The sequence below is a fragment of the Mycobacterium sp. NGS50 genome, assembly GCF_059812545.1.
On the sequence record NZ_JCALCW010000020.1, the window covers coordinates 66146 to 84322 of the forward strand.

The window sequence follows — 18177 nt, forward strand, 5'->3', positions numbered from 1 at the left end:
TCATAGATAGACCTGTCGGTCAAGAAGATGGAGTCTCATGCGAAGCCCTCGCGAGCGGATGGTGAGGTCGGCGGCGATGCTGATCCGGGAACGCGGCGCCCACGCCACCGCGATCTCCGACGTGCTGGCGCACAGCGGCGCGCCACGCGGTTCGGCCTACCATTACTTCCCGGGCGGGCGAACCCAGCTGCTGTGCGAAGCGGTCGACTACACCGGCGACTTCATCGCGGCGGCCATCGGCCGCGCCGAGCGCAGCGTCGATCTGCTCGACACGTTGACCGCCTTCTATCGACAGCAACTGCTGGAAACCGACTTTCGCGCGGGCTGCCCGATCGCGGCGGTGTCGGTGGAGGCCGGCGAGCCAAACGACCGCGACAAGATGGCGCCGGTGATCGAGCGAGCCGCGGCGGTCTTCGATCGGTGGAGCACGCTGACAGCTCAGTGCTTCGTCGCCGACGGAGTGGCACCCGGGCGGGCTGATGAGCTTGCCGCACTGATGATCTCGGCGCTCGAAGGCGCGATCCTGCTGGCCCGGGTGCGCCGCGACGTGCAGCCGTTGGAGGCTGTGCACCGGCAACTGCGAACCCAACTGGAAGCCGAAACTTCAGGAGTGACGCCATGAGCCAAACGGACTGGCAGCCCACCGCCTGCATCCTGTGTGAATGCAACTGCGGCATCGTCGTGCAGGTCGACGACCGCAGCCTGGCCCGTATCCGTGGCGACAAGGCGCACCCCGGCACCCAGGGCTACACCTGCAACAAGGCGCTGCGGCTGGATCACTACCAGAACAACCAATCCCGGCTGACCTCCCCGCTGCGCCGACGCGCCGACGGCAGTTTCGAGGAAATCGACTGGGATACCGCGATAAGCGAGATCGCAGACGGCTTCAAGGGTATTCGCGACAGCTACGGTGGCGACAAGATCTTCTACTACGGCGGTGGCGGGCAGGGCAACCACCTGGGCGGTGGCTACAGCGGTGCCTTCCTCAAGGCGCTGGGCTCACGCTACCGCTCCAACGCGCTGGCGCAGGAGAAGACCGGCGAGTACTGGATCGACAGCCAGCTCTACGGCGGGCACACCCGTGGCGAGTTCGCCCATGCCGAGGTGTCGGTGTTCGTCGGCAAGAACCCGTGGATGTCGCAGAGCTTTCCGCGGGCCCGGACCGTGTTGCACGAGATCGCCAACGATCCGCAACGATCCATGATCGTCATCGACCCGGTGATCACCGACACCGCCAAGATGGCCGACTTCCATCTGCGGGTTCGGCCGGGGACCGACGCCTGGTGCCTGGCTGCGCTGGCAGCCGTCCTGGTTCAGGAAAACCTCTGCAACGAGACCTTTCTCGCCGAGCATGTCAGCGGTGTCGATGCGGTGCGCGCGGTGTTGCGCGACGTTCCGGTCGCCGATTTCGCGGAGTGTTGCGGGGTCGAGGAAGCGTTGCTGCGCGCCGCCGCCCGACGCGTCGCCGGCGCGGCCAGTGTGTCGGTGTTCGAGGACCTCGGTGTACAGCAGGCGCCCAACAGCACGTTGTGCTCGTATCTGAACAAGCTGCTGTGGATCATGACCGGAAACTTCGCCAAACGGGGTGCACAGCACCTGCACTCGTCGTTCGCGCCGCTGTTCAACCAGGTGTCCGGTCGCACCCCGGTCACCGGTGCGCCGATCATCGGCGGGCTGGTCCCCGGGAACGTGGTGCCCGAGGAGATCCTGACCGACCATCCCGACCGCATCCGGGCGATGATCGTGGAAAGCAGCAACCCGGCGCACTCCCTGGCGAACTCCGCGTCCTGCCGCGAGGCATTCGAGTCGCTGGAACTGCTGGTGGTGGTCGATGTCGCGATGACCGAGACCGCCCGCCTCGCGCATTACGTGCTGCCGGCGGCGTCGCAGTTCGAGAAGCCGGAGGCGACATTCTTCAACCTGGAATTCCCGCACAACACCTTCCAGCTGCGCCGGCCACTGTTCGACCCGCTTCCCGGAACACTGCCCGAACCAGAGATCTGGGCGCGGCTGGTCCGTGCGCTCGGCATCGTCGACGACGCCGATCTGCGGCCGCTGCGTGCGGCCGCCGAGCAGGGCCGCGAGGCTTACACCGCAGCATTTTTCACCGCGTTGGGCAGCAACCCGACGGTGGCCCGGCTGACCCCGTACGTGCTCTACGAAACGTTGGGCCCGACATTGCCCGAGGGATTGGCTGGCGCGGCGGCGCTGTGGGGTTTGGCGCAGAAGACGGCGATGACCTACCCGGACGCGGTGCGCCGCGCCGGGCACACGGACGGGAACGCGCTCTTCGACGCCATCCTGGACAACCCTTCGGGGGTGGTGTTCACCGAGCACGAGTACGAGCAGGACTTCGACCTGATCACCCACCCCGACCGCAAGATCGCGTTGGAAATCCCCGCGATGCTCGACGAGATCGCGGTCCTGAGCGATCGGCCGTCGCACACCACCACACCGGAGTTTCCGATCGTATTGTCGGCCGGTGAGCGGCGCGCGTACACCGCCAACGACATCTTCCGCGACCCGACCTGGCGCAAACGTGATGCCGAAGGGGCACTGCGGATCAGCGTCGAGGACGCCGCCGCTCTGGGGCTGGCCGACGGTGACCGGGCGAAGATCACCACCGCGGCCGGCAGCGCCGAGGCCACCGTCGAGATCAACGACACCATGCAGAGCGGGCATGCCGCCCTGCCCAACGGCTACGGCTTGGACTACGTCGATGCCGACGGACGCCGCCAGGTTCCCGGTGTCGCACCCAACGCGCTGACCTCCACCGGCTGGCGTGACGCCTACGCCGGAACCCCGTGGCACAAACACGTTCCGGCCCGCATCGAGGCGATCCGCACGGCGGTCGACCAGGCGCACCCCGCGGAGTTGGTCGCGGCCGTAGACTGACGCCTGTGGGCAAGCGGGTGCTCATCACCGGCGCCTCCTCCGGGGTAGGGGCCGCACTGGCCCGGCGACTGGCCGAACAAGGTGCCGTGGTCGGGCTGATTGCGCGCCGCGAACACCGCCTGGCCGAGGTGCTGGCCGACTGTCAGCGCACCTCACCGGCCTCGGTGATGTGGGTGGCCGACCTGGCCGACACCGCGGCGCTGGATGGCCTGGCGGCGCACGCCTGGGATGCGCTGGGCGGCGTCGACGTGCTGGTCAACAATGCGGCAATCCCCAAGCGCCGCAGCGTCACCGCGCTCGATCCGGCCGAGGTGGAAACCGTCATGCGGGTCAACTTCTTCGCGCCGATGCGGCTCAGCCTGGCCGTGCTGCCGCGGATGCTGGCGACCGGCGCGGGCGTGATCGTCAACGTGTCCAGCATGGGCGGACGGCTGGGCATCATCCACGAATCCGCCTACAGCGCCAGCAAGTTCGCGCTGTGCGGGTGGAGCGAGGCGATGGCCGTCGACCTGCACGGCACCGGAGTATCGATCAAACTGATCGAGCCGGGACCCGTCGACACCGAGATATGGGATCAGCCCGACAACGAGGCTCCGCTGTACACCGGACCGAAGGTGTCGCCCGAGGACGTCGCCGACGGCATCATCGCCGCACTGGGCAGTCACCGCTTCGAGCACTACCTGCCTGATCTGAAAGCGGTCGTCGACGCCAAGAACACCGACCTGGACGCCTATATCGCCGGGGCGGCGGCGATGGCACCGCCATGAGGGCACTGGTCTACGGGGTGCCCCCCGAGCCGGTGTCAGCGCCGGACGCGTTGGCCCACAGCCCGATCGCGCTGCAGCAGATACCCGATCCGACCCTGCTACGCGATGATTGGGTGATCACCCGGCCGCGGCTGACCGGCATCTGCGGGTCGGACTCCAAGCAGATCCTGCTCGACTTCGGCGAGGGTGACGCCGACAACGCGATGGCCGCGTTCTGCTCCTTCCCGCAAGTCATGGGCCACGAAGTGGTGGCCGACGTGGTGGCGGTCGGTCCCAAGGCCCGCGGCATCGAAGTCGGGCAGCGGGTGGTGCTCAACCCGTGGCTGTCGTGCGGTCCGCGCGGCATCGATCCGGTGTGCCCGGCCTGTCAGAGCGGCGACTACAGCCTGTGCTGGAGTTTCTGCGACGGCGACATCAAACCCGGCATCCACACCGGGGTGTCGGCGGACGTCACCGGCGGCTACGCCGAACTGATGCCGGCCCACGACAGCATGCTCTTCGACGTGCCGGCGTCGGTGCCCGACGAGGCCGCGGTGTTCGCCGACCCGTTCTCGGTGTCCCTGCACGCCATCACCCGGCACCCGCCGCCGCCGTCGGGGCGGGTGCTGGTCTACGGCGCGGGCTCGCTGGGGCTGTGCGCGGTGGCGATCCTGCGGGCGCTGTACCCGGATGTGGCGGTGGCGGTGGCGGCGCGCTTCGACGCGCAGGCCGGGCTGGCCCGCCGGTTCGGAGCCGAACTCGTGCTGGCGCATGAACCCCGGCTGGCGCTGATCGAGGAACTGGTCGCCTGGGGCGGTGGTCGGCTACGGCAGCCGCTGCAGGGCCTGCCGATGGCCTATCCCGGCCCGATCGACGTCGTCTACGACACCGTCGGCAAGCCGGAAACCTTCGAGGTCGGGGTGCGGGTGCTCACCGCTCGCGGCACGCTGGTCAAGGCCGGGGTGCATGCGCTGGGTCGCTGGGAGTGGAGCCCGTTGTATTTCAAGGAGATCCGCTGGGTGGGTTCCAACGCATTCGGGATCGAGGAAGTGGTCGGTGTGCGCCGACATGCCATCGCCCACTATCTCGACCTGGTCGCCGACGGCCGAATTGATCTGCGGCCCATGCTGACTCACACCTTCACACTGGAGCGGTGGCGGGACGCGTTCCTGGCGCTCGCCGATCAGGGCCGCAGCGGGGCCGTCAAAGTCGCATTCGATCAGAGGTAGCCGATGCCGCACCAGCACACCTACACCGTCGAGGTCGCCTGGACCGGCAACCGGGGGTCCGGCACCAGCGATTATCGCGGCTACGGGCGAGAGCACGAGGTCAGGGCCGAGGGCTGTCCGCCATCAGCACGGCTGACTCTGCGTGTATGGCGGAAAAGTGCGAGTGGCGTAGCGCGAAAGCGCATGGGCGCGGCGCGGTTCAAGGTCTGGGATGCCGGTTACGAGTCCTCGGTGGCTGTGCTGCGTGATGTGATGGGAGACAGCGACTTTGACGCTGCCTGGGCAGACGGCGCCGGGCTGTCCACTGAGGAGGTGATCGCCTACGCGCAGCGGGGCCGGGGTGAACGCCGACGGCCTGCCAGCGGCTGGGGCTCGCTGACGCCGGCCGAGCGCGACGTGGTCCGACTCGTCGCTGACGGGCTATCCAACTCGGACATCGGTGCCCGGTTGTTCATCTCGCCGCGGACCGTGCAGACCCACCTCACCCACGTCTACACCAAACTCGGGCTGACCTCCCGCATGCAACTCGCCCAGGAGGCGGCCCGGCACGCCTGAGTCGGCGCTCAGGCCCGCAGCTCGACGAATCCGGCTGCACTGAAATCACCATCAAAGGCAAAGGCCTCGTGGATCTTCCTTTTGCGCATCAGGACGAAGCTCGTCGCGTCGACAAACGAGTATTCGCGCTCGTCGTGGCGGGTGAGCCACTCCCAGGCATGCTCCTCCAGTTCGGCGGTAATGTGCTCGAGCCGAACCTGGCTGCTGTATCGGATGGCAGCGGCCTTGACCGCGACCCGACGACCGCAGCGCCGGTTGAGCAGCGTCCACGTTTCACCCAGGACGTGGTTCGAGGTCACCACGATGGGCGGTTTGCTCGCCCACAGCATTGTGGCGGTCATGTGCCGCGCGTCGGTGGCGTTGCCCAGTGCGGCCCAGAAGGAGGTGTCAACGAAGATCATTGACGGGTCCGGTAGACCACGTCGTCCACGGATGCGGACAGGTCAGCTCCGGCGTCAAATGATCCGATGAAAGCATCGACCGGATCCGGCCCGTGCATGCGAAGCCGATCGGCCACATATTCCCGGATGAGTGCTGCCTTGGACTTGCGTTGCCGGCGCGCTTCGACGCCAAGCGCCTGGTCGACCTCTTCTTCGATGTAGATCTGCAGTCGCTTCATACCCGTCAAGCCTACGCCACTCAGCGATATGACGTATACAGCATGGCGTTCCGGTGCGCGTTGCGGTTGGCGCTTATACGCGCTGACGCTGATGTTTTGTCGGTGCGGTCGGTGCAGGCTGGTTAGCATGGGCGGACACGTGGACACGCCGCTGGTGAAGTGGAGTGAGCTGGGCGTGAGCGACTTGCCGACGGGAACGGTGACGCTGCTGTTGGCAGACGTCGAGGGGTCCACGCGGCTGTGGCAGACCCAGCCGGAGGCGATGACGGCGGCGGTCGCTGCGCTGGATCGCATACTGGCTGAGGTGGTGGTCGCCCATCACGGGGTGCGTCCGGTGGAACAGGGCGAAGGCGACAGCTTCGTGGTCGCATTCACCCACGCCGGAGATGCGGTTGCATGTGCCCTGGACCTGCAGCGGGCTCCGCTGCTGCCGATTCGGCTGCGCATTGGAATCCACACCGGTGATGTCCAGCTGCGTGATGAGGGCAACTACATCGGGACGACCATCAACCGTGCCGCGCGACTCCGCGACCTGGGGCACGGTGGCCAGACCGTACTCTCTGGCGTCACAAGCGATTTAGCAGTGGACCAGCTGACACCCGGTGCCTGGCTCGCTGACTGCGGCATGCATCCGCTGCGGGATCTACCCCGACCCGAACGTGTTGCCCAGTTGTGCCACCCTGATCTGAACAACGACTTCCCGCCGCTTCGCGTCGCGAAACCCGGTGCTGTGAAAAATATTCCGATTCATCTCACCAGCTTCATCGGACGCGACACGCAGATGGCGGATATCAATCGGCTTCTCGCCGAGCACCGGTTGGTGACGTTGACCGGTCCCGGTGGTGCGGGCAAGACCAGGCTGGCCGCTGAGCTCGCACGGCAACAGTCACCGCGGGTGCCCGACGGTGTGTGGTACATCGACCTGGCGCCGATCACGAATGCCGACGTAGTGCCCGTCGCAGCGGCGCGCGCATTGGGGTTACCCGATCAGCCAGGACGCTCGACGGCAGACACGTTGGTTCAGTTCATCGATTGCAGACGCATGCTCATTGTCGTCGACAACTGCGAGCATCTGCTCGATGCGAGTGCCTCCCTCGCCGGTGCCCTGCTCGCCGCGTGTCCGGAATTGCGGATATTGACGACCAGTCGGGAACCGATCGGGATTGCCGGTGAAGTCGCCTTTGCAGTGCCGTCGCTGTCGCTGGCGGACGAGGCGATCGAGTTGTTCACCGACCGGGCTGGTCGAGCCCAACCGGGCTTCGGTGTCACGTCCACCAACGCGGCAACGGTGGCAGAAATTTGTCGTCGACTCGACGGCATGCCCTTGGCGATCGAATTGGCGGCGGCGCGGGTGCGGGCGCTGACCCTTGACGAAATCCTTGATGGGCTGCACGATCGCTTTCGGCTGTTGACCGGTGGTGCCCGCAGAGCGGTGCGCAGGCAGCAGACGTTGCATGCTTCCGTGGATTGGTCACATGCGCTGCTGACCGAGGCTGAGCGGGTACTGTTTCGCCGACTTGCCGTTTTTCTCGGCGGCTTCGATCTGGAGGCCGCCCACGCGGTCGCCGGCGACGCGGGCGTGGAGCGCTATCAGCTGCTGGATCAACTCACCCTGCTTGTGGACAAGTCCCTATTGGTAGCTGAAAACAACAGGGAGCGAACCAGATACCGCCTGTTGGAGACTGTCCGGCAGTACGCGTTGGAAAAGCTTGGCGAGTCCGGCGAGTCTGACAGCGTCAGCTGTCGGCACCGGGACTACTACACCACGATGGCGGCCACGCTCGACGCGCCTGCCGATTCGAGCCATGCCCGACGGCTGGATCAGGTAGAGATCGAGATCGATAACCTCAGAGGTGCATTCGCCTGGAGTCTGGAACATGTCGACACCGGTTCCGCGTTGGAGCTGGCTGCCTCGCTACAACCACTGTGGTTCACTCGGTGGCGTCTGCGTGAGGGCCTCGGTTGGCTCGACGCGGCCCTGGCCGCCGACCCCCAAAGCGATCAGCCGGCTCGCCTGTGGGCGCTTGCCGACAAAGCCTTGTTGCTGGGGTGGATGGGTTCGGCAGAAGCGCTACAGCTGGTTGACGAGACGTTGGGCTTGGCGCGAGAAACAGCTGATCCAGCCCTCGTGATCCGAGCGTTGGCCGCGCATGGGGTCGCATTAGCCTTCGACGTCGAGAGGGCGGCAGCCGACTTCGAAGAGGCTGGCCGGCTCGCCCGCCAATGTGACGACCGATGGCGGTTGAGCCAGATTCTCAGCTGGCAAGCTACTGCCGCGATGTCGGTAGGCGACCTCGCCGCGATCGACGCAGCGGCCGGTGAGGGCTTAGAACTAGCCGAATCGATCGGTGATGGTCCCACGGCGCGCCAGTGCAAAGTAGCTCGCGCAGTTGCTCGTATGCACCGCGGGGATCTGTCAGGCGCCGTTGCCGAGATTCGAGCGGTATTGGCGGAAGCCATGGCGGTGCACGATCCGTTCAATTGCATTACCGCGCTTATCAACGAAGCCTTTGTACTGGCATGGCAGGGCGACGTTCAGGGGGCGCAAGTTGCGGTCGATGCGATTCTGGCGGATCGGGCGCCGTTAGGTGAATTCATCGATCGGGTTGTGCACGCGGCGACTGGGCTGATCCGACTCGTCGACGGCGATGCGGCGGCGTCGCGCGACGCATACGAAGCGGCATTACAACGCACGCCGCTCACGTCGGCCACAGCGTCCTCCTACGGTCCTTCGCCGTTGGCGCCGTTGGCGTGTGGGGATCTGGCGACCGCCGGCCGATGGGCCGACGATGGGGTGGCAGTCAGCAAAGGGGTTTCGCTGGTGGCCGCGCTGGTATATCGGGCGCGCGTTGCGATCGCATGCGGAGATACCCGACGTGCCGGTCACGATGCGCGCCAGGCGGTGATCTTGGCCGCAGCCTTGCGTGGGTACGTGGTGACAGTCCCAGATGCACTCGAATGTCTCGCGTATGTTGCGGGAGAAGAGGGTAGGTCCCGAGACGCTGCCCGGCTCCTCGGTGCGGCCGCCGCAGGGCGGCGACAGACCGGCATAGCCCGGTTCAAAACGTTAGATCCTGACCATGAGTCGCGGGTTGCGGTTCTCCGCGACGGCCTGGACGACAGCGAGTTCAACATGGCCTGGGGAGAGGGTGCCGCGCTGAGCATCGAGGAGGCGATCTCCTATGTGTGTCGCGGTCGCGGGGAGCGCAAGCGGTCGGCGACCGGATGGGGCTCGCTCACCCCGGCCGAGCGCGACGTTGTGCGGCTCGTTGGCGAGGGGTTGTCCAACACCGACATCGGCACCCGGCTTTTCGTGTCACCTCGCACCGTCCAAACGCACCTCACCCACGTCTACAGCAAGCTGGGGCTGACGTCGCGCATGCAGTTGGCGCAGGAAGTCGCTCGCCACAGCTGAACCAGGTGTCAGGCCACCGGTGCTGACAGGCCGCCGAATATTGCGCGTACGGCAGCCTCGTCGCCGTCGATGCCGACGGCGTCGGCGACGTCAGCCAAACCGAGCATGCCGGCTGCCAGCCCGAGAATGATCGGCGCCGGCGCGGTGATGATCGCGTCGAGCGCTTGACCATCGGGCTGACCCGCGACGACCCCGGTCGGCGTCGCGCGCACCGCGATCAGCTCCCCGTCGACAGCGACACCCACCGTCACCGGTGCGGCTGTCGATACCCGGTCGCCGAACAGGGCCGGCAGCGCCAGCGCCAGCCATTCGCCGCGGAAAACATCCCCCTCGGGCCCGCGGGTCATCAGCGGTCCCGACCAACGGATGAGCCCCTCGATCGGCTCGCGCAGCGCCGCACCCCACGGGGTCAGCGCATACGTGACGGCGTTACCGCCGTGGCCCAACCGCCGTTCGACAACCCCGGCGGTCTCCAGGTCGCGCAACCGGTCGGCGAGCAGGTTGGTCGCCACACCGGGCAGCCCGTCGCGCAATTCCCGGTAGCGGGCGGGAGCGATGAGCAATTGGCGGACGATCAGCAGGTTCCACCGGTCGCCGACGACATCGAGGGCGCGGGCAAGGCCGCAGTACTGGCCGTAGTCTCTGCTCATTCCCACCTACTTGACGTTTTCAATTATGGTTGATTATATCAAGTGTACCGGGAAGAAGGAGGCAAATATGGTTGTCGCTGAACGACCCGTGTGGGTCGACGACGAGCTGTTCCCATTCGAAAGCCGCTTCATCGACATCGATGGACACTCCCTGCACTATGTGGACGAGGGGGCCGGGCCGACCCTGCTGTTCTTGCACGGCAACCCGACCTGGTCATTCGTCTACCGTGACGTGATCCGGCTGTTGAGCGATGAATTCCGCTGCATCGCGGTCGACTACCCCGGTTTCGGGTTGTCGTCTGCGGCACCGGGCTACCGGTTTCTGCCCGAGGAACACGCGCAGGTGGTCGCCGGATTCGTTGATGCGCTCGAGCTGCGCGACGCCACGCTGGTGGCCCACGATTGGGGCGGCCCGATCGGCCTGGCCGCCCTGGCGCAGCGTCGCGGCAGGTTCGATCGACTGGTGCTGGCCAACACGTGGGCCTGGCCGATCGGCGCTGCCCATGTTCAGATCCTGTCGCACCTGATGGGCGGACCGCTGGGCCGCCTGCTGATCAGACAGTTCAATCTGTCCGTCAACGCGATGATTCCGGCCGGCCACCGACTCGGTAAGCCCAGCTCGGCTGAGATGGCGCACTACCAAAAGGCGCTGGCCAGCCCGCAGCGTCGGGAGGCCTCGGCGATCTTCGCCGGCCGCATCACCGGCAGCCGAAATTTCCTCGCCGATGTCGAAGCCGAACTGGACGGTCTCTCGTCGCTGCCGACGCTGATCGTGTGGGGCACTGGCGATATCGCATTCGGCGAGGGTGAACGCCGGCGGTGGGAGAACACGTTCACCGATCATCACACCGAAATCATCGACGGGGCAGGTCACTTCGTGCAGTCCGATGCGCCCGAACGATTCGCCGCAGCGATCCGCGACTGGCACTCCTAGCCAGCACGGTTGACTCTGCGTGCACGGCGCAGAAGTGCGAGTGGCGTGCGCCCTGGACGCAGAGTCAACGGGAGCGGAGATAGGTGTAGACGCCGCCGAAGTTGGCGTTCACCTCCTCCGGCACCGGCACCGGGCCGCCCAAAGCACGTGCTCCCCAAGCGATCTGGGCAGTGCGCTCGACCAGCGCGGTGACATGCAGCGCCTTGTCCGGCTTCGGCGCCACGGCCACCATGCCGTGGTTGGCGATCAGCGCCGCCGCCCGACCTTCCAGCGCGCGCACCGCGTTGACCCCGACCTGCGGGGTGCCCGACGCCGCGTATTCGGCGCAGCGGATGTCGCCGCCGCAGTAGATCGCGAACTCGTCGATACACGCCGGAATCGGTTGATGCGCCACCGCGAACATGGTGGCCCAGACCGGGTGGCTGTGGATGACGGCGCCGATGTCGTCGAATGCGGAAAAGCAGGCGAGATGCAGCTGCATCTCGGTGGACGGTGAACGGCCGTCGGCGGCATGCAGCACCGTCCCGTCCGGGTCGACCAACACCAAGTCGTGCAGGGTCATCTCGGCGTAGTCGACCGAGGACGGCGTGATGACCAGGTTGCCGTCTTCGCGACGAGCCGAGATGTTGCCGGCGGTGCCCTCGACCAGGCCGCGGCGCAGCATGTCCTTGGCCGCCGCCAGGACCGCGGCTTCCGGGTTGTCCACGAACCTCATGGTGCTAGCACCTCCGGGTTGACGATATGGGTCGGCCGCCGACCGGACAGCAATGCTTCCAGGTCGTCGGCCACCAGTTGCGCCTGCCGCACCTCAGTGTTCCAGGTGGCCCCGCCGATGTGCGGGGTCAGCACCACATTGGGCATGCCGGCCAGCGGATGGTCGATCGGCAGCCATTCCCCGACGAAATGGTCCAGGCCGGCAGCGGCCACCTTGCCGCTCTGCAGGGCGGCAACCAACGCATCGGTGTCGTGCAGCTGAGCGCGGGCGGTGTTGAGGAACACCACCCCGTCGCGCATGGCGGCGAACTCGGTCGTGCCGATCAGCCCGACGGTGTCCTGGGTGACCGGGGCGTGCAGCGAGACGATGTCGGCCTCGGCGAGCAGCTCGTCCAGGCTATGCCGGGCTTCCTCGTGGTAGGGGTCGTAGGCGATGACCCGCAGACCCAAACCGGTCAGCCGCCAGCGCAGCGCCCGACCCACCGCACCCAGGCCGATCAGCCCGGCCGTGGCGCCGGCGATCTCCCAGGCGCGGAATCGCTGATACGGGATGGTGCCGTCGCGAAATGTTTCGCCGGCCCGCACGTCGGCGTCGGCGACCAACAACTGACGGGTGGCCGCCAGCAGCAACGCCAGGGTCATCTCGGCGACGGCGTCGGCGTTGCGGCCCGGGGTGAACAGGACCGGGATGCCCGCGGCGGTGGCGGCGGCGACGTCGACGTTGTTCGGGTCACCCCGGGTCGACGCGATGGCCCGCAGCCCGCAGTCCAACACCGGGCCGGCCACCGCGTCGCTTTCCACCACCAGGATCTCGGCGCCTACTGCCCGGACCCGCTCGGCCAGCTGCTCAGCGCTGTAGATGCGCAGCGGACTCTGCTCGATCCACGGGTCGTAGACCACATCGGCCAACTGATGCAGTTTGTGGAATCCGTCGCCCCGCATCGGGGCGGTCACCAGCGCTCGCGGGGGAGTGGCCATGGTCCGAGTCTGCGCTAGTGCTGATCGCCGGTGCGAGGTGCGTCCCCACGGCGGCGGCGATGGGCTCGCAGACCGTAGGCGGCGATGCCGACGCCGATCACCGCGGTACCCGATAGCACCGAGGACACCGGCAGGGCACCGGCCATGACAACGCACCCGATGAGCCCGACGATCGGGATCGGCCGGGCCGGCCGATTCTCCTCGCGGCGCAGGGTGGCGGCAGAGACGTTGGCGATGGCGTAGTACAGCAACACCGCGAACGACGAGAAACCGATCGCCCCGCGCAGATCGGCGAATGCCGCGACCACCGTCACCACCGCACCGATCAACAGTTCAGCGCGGTGCGGCACCCGGAATTTGGGGTGCACCGCGGCCAACCCGGACGGCAGGTGGTGGTCTCGCGCCATCGCCAGCGTCGTCCGCGATACCCCCAGCAGCAGCGCCAACAGCGAACCCAGTGCGGCCACGGCAGCCCCCGCTTGCACGACGGGGGCCAACCACGGCGCCCCGGCCGCCCGCGCAACCTCCGCCAACGGGGCCGCCGCGGCGGCGAGCCGATCCGACCCCAGCACCGCCAGCGCCGTCACCGCGACGCCGGCGTAGGCGACCAGGGCGATGCCCAGGGCGAGCGGGATCGCGCGTGGAATGGTGCGGGTGGGATCGCGGACCTCCTCGCCGAGCGTGGCGATCCGCGCATACCCCGCGAACGCGAAGAACAGCAGCCCCGCGGCTTGCAGCACCCCGGCCGGGGAGGCACCCGCCACCTCGATGCGGGCGAATGTCGCGGCGCCCGAGCACCATGCCGCAACCACCACCGCGGCCAGCACCGCAAGCACCGCGGCGACGATCACCCGCGTCAGCCGGGCGGACTTCTGCACTCCGGCGTAGTTCACCGCGGTCAGCGCGACCACCACGGCCGCGGCGACCGGGTGGGCCTGCGCCGGCCGCGCGTAGGCCCCGACGGTCAGCGCCATCGCTGCGCAGGAGGCAGTCTTGCCCACCACGAATCCCCACCCGGCCAGATAGCCCCAGAAGTCACCCAGCCGCTTTCGCCCGTAGACATAGGTGCCGCCGGAAGCGGGATAGCGGGCGGCCAGCCGGGCCGACGAGGTGGCGTTGCAGTACGCCACCACCGCCGCGATCGCCAGCCCGATCAACAGGCCCGGACCGGCGGCTTCGGCCGCCGGCCCCAGTGCGGCGAAAATACCGGCGCCGACCATCGACCCCAGCCCGATCACCACCGCGTCGGTGGTGCCGAGGCGGCGCACTAATGCCGGCTGCCCGGTAGCTATCGGTGCTCCCGGGGGAGCGGGCGAGTGAATGCTCCGGCGAGTGCATCCAATGCGGTGGGCAGCAGACGGTAGTACGCCCACTTGCCGCGTTGAGTTCGGTCAAGCAGCCCGGCATCGACGAGGACCTTCAGGTGATGCGACACGGTGGGCTGCGACAGCCCGACCGGTGCGGTCAGTTCGCAGACGCAGGCTTCGCCGTCCGGATAACCCGCGATCAACGAGACCAGGCGGAGCCGGGTCGGCTCGGCCAGCGCCTTGAGCACGCTCGCCAGTCGCTCAGCCGCAGCCGGATCCATCACCGCCGCGGTGATCGGGCGGCAGCACGTTGCGAGATCGGCAGCCGGGAGGGTGCTGTCGGGTTGCGTTGGCGGCGCCGGCATTCCTGCAGTATCCGCTACGCATTGACGTATGTCGATGCTTCGTGCAACCCTGTCCCATAGACAGCTATCTATGGGAGATGATTCGGATGGGTGATGACCAATTGCGGGACGAGGTTCGGAGCCGGTACGGAGCGGCTGCCGCTGCGCTTCGTGGCGGGGCGACCAACAACGATGTCCTCACGGCCGCCAGCTGCTGTGGCTCCGGCGATTCGGTCGAGGTCGGCACCATCTTCGGCGCGGGCCTATACGGCGCAGATGAGCACGATGCACTGCCCGCCGACGCCGTTTCGGCAAGCCTGGGGTGCGGCAACCCGACCGCGGTCGCGGAGTTGCATCCGGGAGAACGCGTGCTGGATTTGGGCTCCGGCGGCGGGATCGACGTGCTGCTCTCGGCCCGCCGGGTCGGCCCGGAGGGGTTCGTCTACGGCGTCGATATGACCGATGAGATGCTCGCGCTGGCCGAAGCCAACAAGCTCAAGGCCGGCGTCGCCAACGTTGAATTCCGCAAAGGCACCATCGAGGACCTGCCGCTCGAAGACGGCGCTGTCGACGTGGTGATCTCGAACTGCGTGATCAACCTGTCCGCGGACAAACCAGCCGTGCTGGCCGAGATGTTCCGCGTCTTGGTTCCCGGTGGGCGAATCGGTATCTCCGACGTCGTCGCCGAAGATCACCTCAGCCCGGCCGACCGAGCCGAACGCGGTTCGCACGTCGGGTGCATCGCCGGCGCCTTGTCCCGACAGGAGTATCTTGACGGGCTTGCGGCGGCCGGATTCGTCGACGTGTCGGTGGTTTTCACGCACGAGGTTGCCGATGACATGCATGGCGCGATCGTCCGGGCGGTCAAGCCGGCGGCCCGCTGATGTTGAGACGGTTCGCCAAAGCTGAGGTATCGGTGAGCCGAATACTCGCATTCGGTCATGTAACACAAGGAGTTTCGTAGTACATGGGGTGATCGCTGAGGGCCACAGATGTGTTGCTGAATATTTGCCCTCTGGTGTAGCGTCGCACCGCGAAGGGGAGTAGTTCCTCCGCCTGGCGGCGGATGCGGATGGTCGACATGCTGGCGGTTTTCCGCCCGGTCATCCACCGGGGGTGTAGAGCTTCCGGCGAGCGAGACCTTCGGACGACCGACCATGTCGACCGAAGCCTCGCCGAGCACGACGAGACGGCCCGGTCGCCAAGCCAAGGAGGCCGACGGCCACTATGGATTTCGCGCTGCTTCCCCCGGAGATCAATTCCATCAGGATGTATAGCGGCCCCGGATCAGAGCCGATGCTGGCTGCCGCCGCGGCCTGGGATGCGCTTGCTGCGGATCTCGGCTCGGCGGCCCGGGGGTATCAGTCAGTGGTTTCGGGTCTGGCCGGCCAGTGGCAGGGCCCGTCATCGACGGCGATGGGCGCAGCCGCTGCGCCGTACGTAGCCTGGATGAACACCACTGCCGCGCAAGCCGAACAAGCCGCTGCGCAGGCCAAAGCGGCTGCGGCAGCGTATGAGACCGCATTTTCGGCCACCGTTCCGCCACCGCTGATCGCCGCCAACCGGACGCACCTTGCCGCCCTCGTCGCCACCAACTTCCTGGGTCAGAACACGGCCGCTATTGCTGCTACCGAAGCCCACTATGTCGAGATGTGGGCCCAAGACGCGGCCGCAATGTACGGCTATGCCGGTAGTTCGGCGGCGGCCACAACGTTGACACCGTTCACCGCGCCCGCCCAGAACACCAATCCGGCGGGGCCGGATAACCAGAACGCGGCGACGACCCGAGCCACCGGCACCGCTGCGGGTACCCGGGCACAGTCGACGATGTCCCAGCTGAGCTCCAGCCTGACCCAGGCACTGCAGGGACTTTCGCAGCCGTCGCCCTCCGGGCTTCCGAACCCGGCGATGGCCGGCACCGCAACCGCCGCAGGTAATGGAGCGTTTACAGCCGGGGAAACCAATGCCGGCGCAACGGGTCTGGCACTGGACGAGGTCGGGCTGGGAATCGACACGGTCGGACTCGCGGGGATGGAGGCGCCCGGTCTGGGCACCGAGTTCGCGGGTTTGGGCATCGAGTTCGGCGGCCTGGGCATCGAGATGGCACCCCAGGCCGGGTTGGGGGCGCTGGGAGGTCTGGGCCTGATCGGCGATTTCTCGCCCGCGGCGAGCGCCGGGTTGCTCGGCGGTTTGGGGCAGATGGGCGGCCTGGGCGGCCTCGGTACCGCCGGAGCGGCATGGGGGAGCATGGGCGAGGCGGCCTCCATGGGTTCACTGTCGGTGCCGGCCGCCTGGACCGCGGCCGCGCCACCGGCGATCGGCGAGATTGCCCTGCTGTCAGCGCAATCCAGCGCCGCCGCAGTTCCGGCGGTCGCGGCGGCCGGCGCGTCGGAGGTTCCCTACGCCGAGATGGCCGTGGCGGCTATGGCCGGGCGGGCGATGTCAGGCGCGACCGGTCGGGGATTCAAGGAATGGACCGGCATCATCCCGCGTGAGCGCCCGGCACCGGAACCGGCGCCGGAATCCGATTCGTCGAGCCACGCCGTCACGGGTGTCGAACTCGTCGCAGCGCTTCGCGGCCTGGCCGAACTGCGTGACTCGGGCATCTTGACGTGGGAAGAATTCGACCAACAGAAACGACGCCTGCTGGAGGGTTGAGGGGCCGCCGGCGTCAGAGTCGCAGGCCGATACCGGGCACGAAACGTCCCACGGTGCTTCGGTAGTGGTGGTAGGCGTCGCCGTGCGTGCGGACCAGGTATGGCTCTTCGACGACGCGAACATGTAGCTCGATCGTGCCCAGCAGGACTCCGAATGCGGTGAGGGCAAGCGGATTGGGTGTCATCAGCGCGATGCCGGCGGCGAAGGACAGCATGGCGGTGAAGATGGGGTTACGTACCCATGCGAACACGCCGTCGCGCACCAAGGTCGTGGTCTCGCTGGAGTCGACGCCGATGCGCCAGGACTCACCCATGTCGCGCTGGCTGTAGAGCGTTGCGGCGATGCCGGCGACGGCGAGGACCGTTCCGGTCGCGTGCAGCCATGGCAGGTCCAGCATCTGAACCGGGGACAGTGCGCCGGTGCGTTGCAGCACCGGGGCAGCACCGCCGGCGATCATCGCGACGACGAATCCGACACCGGCCAACCATTCCAGCGAGCCGGGGCGCCCGCCGATCCCGCGAAATCCGGTGGTTCCGAACCGCCGGTACTGCGACCAGCTGCGCCATCCAAAACCGAGGGCCGCGAAAATGACATAGAGCGCGATCGCGGTGGTAGCCACTTTCGCTCCTTCCTGTCGTCGGCGGTGAGTGGGCGTGAGCGGTCCTCAAAATATATGCATGAATCACAATATATGCAAGTATCGGTGCAGGTTGTCCGCGCTGGGGTCACGCGCGGGTCGGGCGTTCAGCCTGCGCTCTCGGGTCGGTCGGCCAACCCGAGGCGTAGGTGTTCGCTGTGGTAGATGGCCTCGTCGAGGAGTTGGGCGACGTGGTTGTCGTAGAGGGTGTAGACGATGCTGCGGCCCGTTCGGGTGCCGACAACCAGGCCGAGATTGCGCAGCAGTCGTAGCTGATGCGACACCGCCGACTGTTCCATGCCGACTGCTTCGGCCAGCTCGGTCACTGGTCGCGGTCCGTGTCGCAGCTCGGTGAGGATCAGCAGCCGACTCGGCGTTGCCAGCGCCTGCAGCGTCGTTGCCACATGCGTGGCCGCGGACATATCGAGTCTCGCTACGGGCCGATGGCGGCCCTGGACTCCATGCCCCATGGCTGGGGAGTTTAGCCCACCGATGC

Annotated in this window: 17 protein-coding genes and 1 pseudogene; 9 read left to right on the top strand and 9 right to left on the bottom strand. The window is 67.2% G+C overall.

All coding sequences use genetic code 11. The annotated features are described in order from the left end of the window. Positions 1–37 precede the first annotated feature (37 nt). The 5 genes and pseudogenes from AC5Y36_RS15565 to AC5Y36_RS15585 form a co-directional block, all read left to right on the top strand. Entirely contained in the window at positions 38–622 is a 585-nt protein-coding gene (locus AC5Y36_RS15565; RefSeq protein ID WP_500041822.1) for a TetR/AcrR family transcriptional regulator, read from the top strand. After that, a complete protein-coding gene (locus tag AC5Y36_RS15570) occupies positions 619–2895 on the top strand; it encodes a molybdopterin-dependent oxidoreductase (RefSeq protein WP_500041823.1) in 2277 nt (758 codons plus the stop codon). Before AC5Y36_RS15565 ends, AC5Y36_RS15570 begins: the two co-directional genes overlap by 4 nt. A 5-nt stretch (positions 2896–2900) precedes the next feature. Beyond that, positions 2901–3662: an SDR family NAD(P)-dependent oxidoreductase gene (locus AC5Y36_RS15575; protein ID WP_500041824.1), complete on the top strand. Its 762-nt coding sequence runs from the start codon at positions 2901–2903 to the stop codon at positions 3660–3662. Then, on the top strand, positions 3659–4870 hold the full coding sequence (locus tag AC5Y36_RS15580; RefSeq protein WP_500041825.1) for a zinc-dependent alcohol dehydrogenase: 1212 nt from the start codon (positions 3659–3661) through the stop codon (positions 4868–4870). Before AC5Y36_RS15575 ends, AC5Y36_RS15580 begins: the two co-directional genes overlap by 4 nt. Before the next feature lie 159 nt (positions 4871–5029). Then, positions 5030–5425 (top strand): annotated as a pseudogene (locus AC5Y36_RS15585) (helix-turn-helix transcriptional regulator); the annotation flags it as partial. An 8-nt stretch (positions 5426–5433) separates the two neighbouring features. Here AC5Y36_RS15585 and AC5Y36_RS15590 read toward each other — a convergent pair. Further along, positions 5434–5826 carry a PIN domain-containing protein gene (locus tag AC5Y36_RS15590; protein ID WP_500041826.1) on the bottom strand — a complete coding sequence of 131 codons (393 nt, stop codon included), beginning with the start codon at positions 5824–5826 and terminating at the stop codon, positions 5434–5436. Further along, the gene (locus AC5Y36_RS15595) at positions 5823–6044 is read right to left on the bottom strand and encodes a ribbon-helix-helix domain-containing protein (RefSeq protein WP_500041827.1); all 222 of its coding nucleotides are present in this window, start codon (positions 6042–6044) and stop codon (positions 5823–5825) included. The genes AC5Y36_RS15590 and AC5Y36_RS15595 overlap by 4 nt, the downstream gene beginning before the upstream one ends. 127 nt (positions 6045–6171) lie before the next feature. Between AC5Y36_RS15595 and AC5Y36_RS15600 the strand changes: the two genes are divergently transcribed. Next, complete coding sequence (locus AC5Y36_RS15600; RefSeq protein WP_500041828.1) at positions 6172–9459, top strand: helix-turn-helix transcriptional regulator; 3288 nt, start codon at positions 6172–6174, stop codon at positions 9457–9459. An 8-nt stretch (positions 9460–9467) separates the two neighbouring features. Here the strand turns inward: AC5Y36_RS15600 and AC5Y36_RS15605 are convergent, their stop codons facing one another. Then, positions 9468–10109: a winged helix-turn-helix transcriptional regulator gene (locus AC5Y36_RS15605; protein ID WP_500041829.1), complete on the bottom strand. Its 642-nt coding sequence runs from the start codon at positions 10107–10109 to the stop codon at positions 9468–9470. 67 nt (positions 10110–10176) lie between these two features. On the opposite strand from AC5Y36_RS15605, the gene AC5Y36_RS15610 reads away from it, so the two are divergent. Further along, positions 10177–11043, top strand: a complete 867-nt coding sequence (locus AC5Y36_RS15610) for an alpha/beta fold hydrolase (protein WP_500041830.1) — start codon at positions 10177–10179, stop codon at positions 11041–11043. A 64-nt stretch (positions 11044–11107) separates the two neighbouring features. Here AC5Y36_RS15610 and AC5Y36_RS15615 read toward each other — a convergent pair whose 3' ends face one another. From AC5Y36_RS15615 to AC5Y36_RS15630, 4 genes are read right to left on the bottom strand one after another with little or no spacing between them, the layout of a single operon-like run. Then, on the bottom strand, positions 11108–11758 hold the full coding sequence (locus AC5Y36_RS15615; RefSeq protein ID WP_500041831.1) for an L-fuculose-phosphate aldolase: 651 nt from the start codon (positions 11756–11758) through the stop codon (positions 11108–11110). Then, entirely contained in the window at positions 11755–12735 is a 981-nt protein-coding gene (locus tag AC5Y36_RS15620) for an NAD(P)-dependent oxidoreductase (RefSeq protein ID WP_500041832.1), read from the bottom strand. Before AC5Y36_RS15620 ends, AC5Y36_RS15615 begins: the two co-directional genes overlap by 4 nt. 14 nt (positions 12736–12749) lie before the next feature. Further along, positions 12750–14027 (bottom strand): APC family permease, encoded by a 1278-nt coding sequence (locus AC5Y36_RS15625; protein WP_500041859.1) that lies wholly within the window; start codon positions 14025–14027, stop codon positions 12750–12752. Further along, on the bottom strand, positions 14024–14407 hold the full coding sequence (locus AC5Y36_RS15630) for an ArsR/SmtB family transcription factor (RefSeq protein ID WP_500041833.1): 384 nt from the start codon (positions 14405–14407) through the stop codon (positions 14024–14026). Before AC5Y36_RS15630 ends, AC5Y36_RS15625 begins: the two co-directional genes overlap by 4 nt. Positions 14408–14493: 86 nt before the next feature. On the opposite strand from AC5Y36_RS15630, the gene arsM reads away from it, so the two are divergent. Together arsM and AC5Y36_RS15640 are read left to right on the top strand one after the other, a co-directional pair. Continuing rightward, positions 14494–15270, top strand: coding sequence for an arsenite methyltransferase (arsM, locus tag AC5Y36_RS15635; protein ID WP_500041834.1), 777 nt, complete (start codon positions 14494–14496; stop codon positions 15268–15270). A gap of 343 nt (positions 15271–15613) precedes the next feature. Beyond that, on the top strand, positions 15614–17044 hold the full coding sequence (locus AC5Y36_RS15640; protein ID WP_500041835.1) for a PPE family protein, SVP subgroup: 1431 nt from the start codon (positions 15614–15616) through the stop codon (positions 17042–17044). 13 nt (positions 17045–17057) lie between these two features. Here the strand turns inward: AC5Y36_RS15640 and AC5Y36_RS15645 are convergent, their stop codons facing one another. Both AC5Y36_RS15645 and AC5Y36_RS15650 read right to left on the bottom strand, forming a co-directional pair. Then, the gene (locus AC5Y36_RS15645) at positions 17058–17663 is read right to left on the bottom strand and encodes a methyltransferase family protein (protein ID WP_500041836.1); all 606 of its coding nucleotides are present in this window, start codon (positions 17661–17663) and stop codon (positions 17058–17060) included. 125 nt (positions 17664–17788) lie between these two features. Next, positions 17789–18151 carry an ArsR/SmtB family transcription factor gene (locus AC5Y36_RS15650; protein WP_500041837.1) on the bottom strand — a complete coding sequence of 121 codons (363 nt, stop codon included), beginning with the start codon at positions 18149–18151 and terminating at the stop codon, positions 17789–17791. Between the last annotated feature and the right edge of the window lie 26 nt (positions 18152–18177).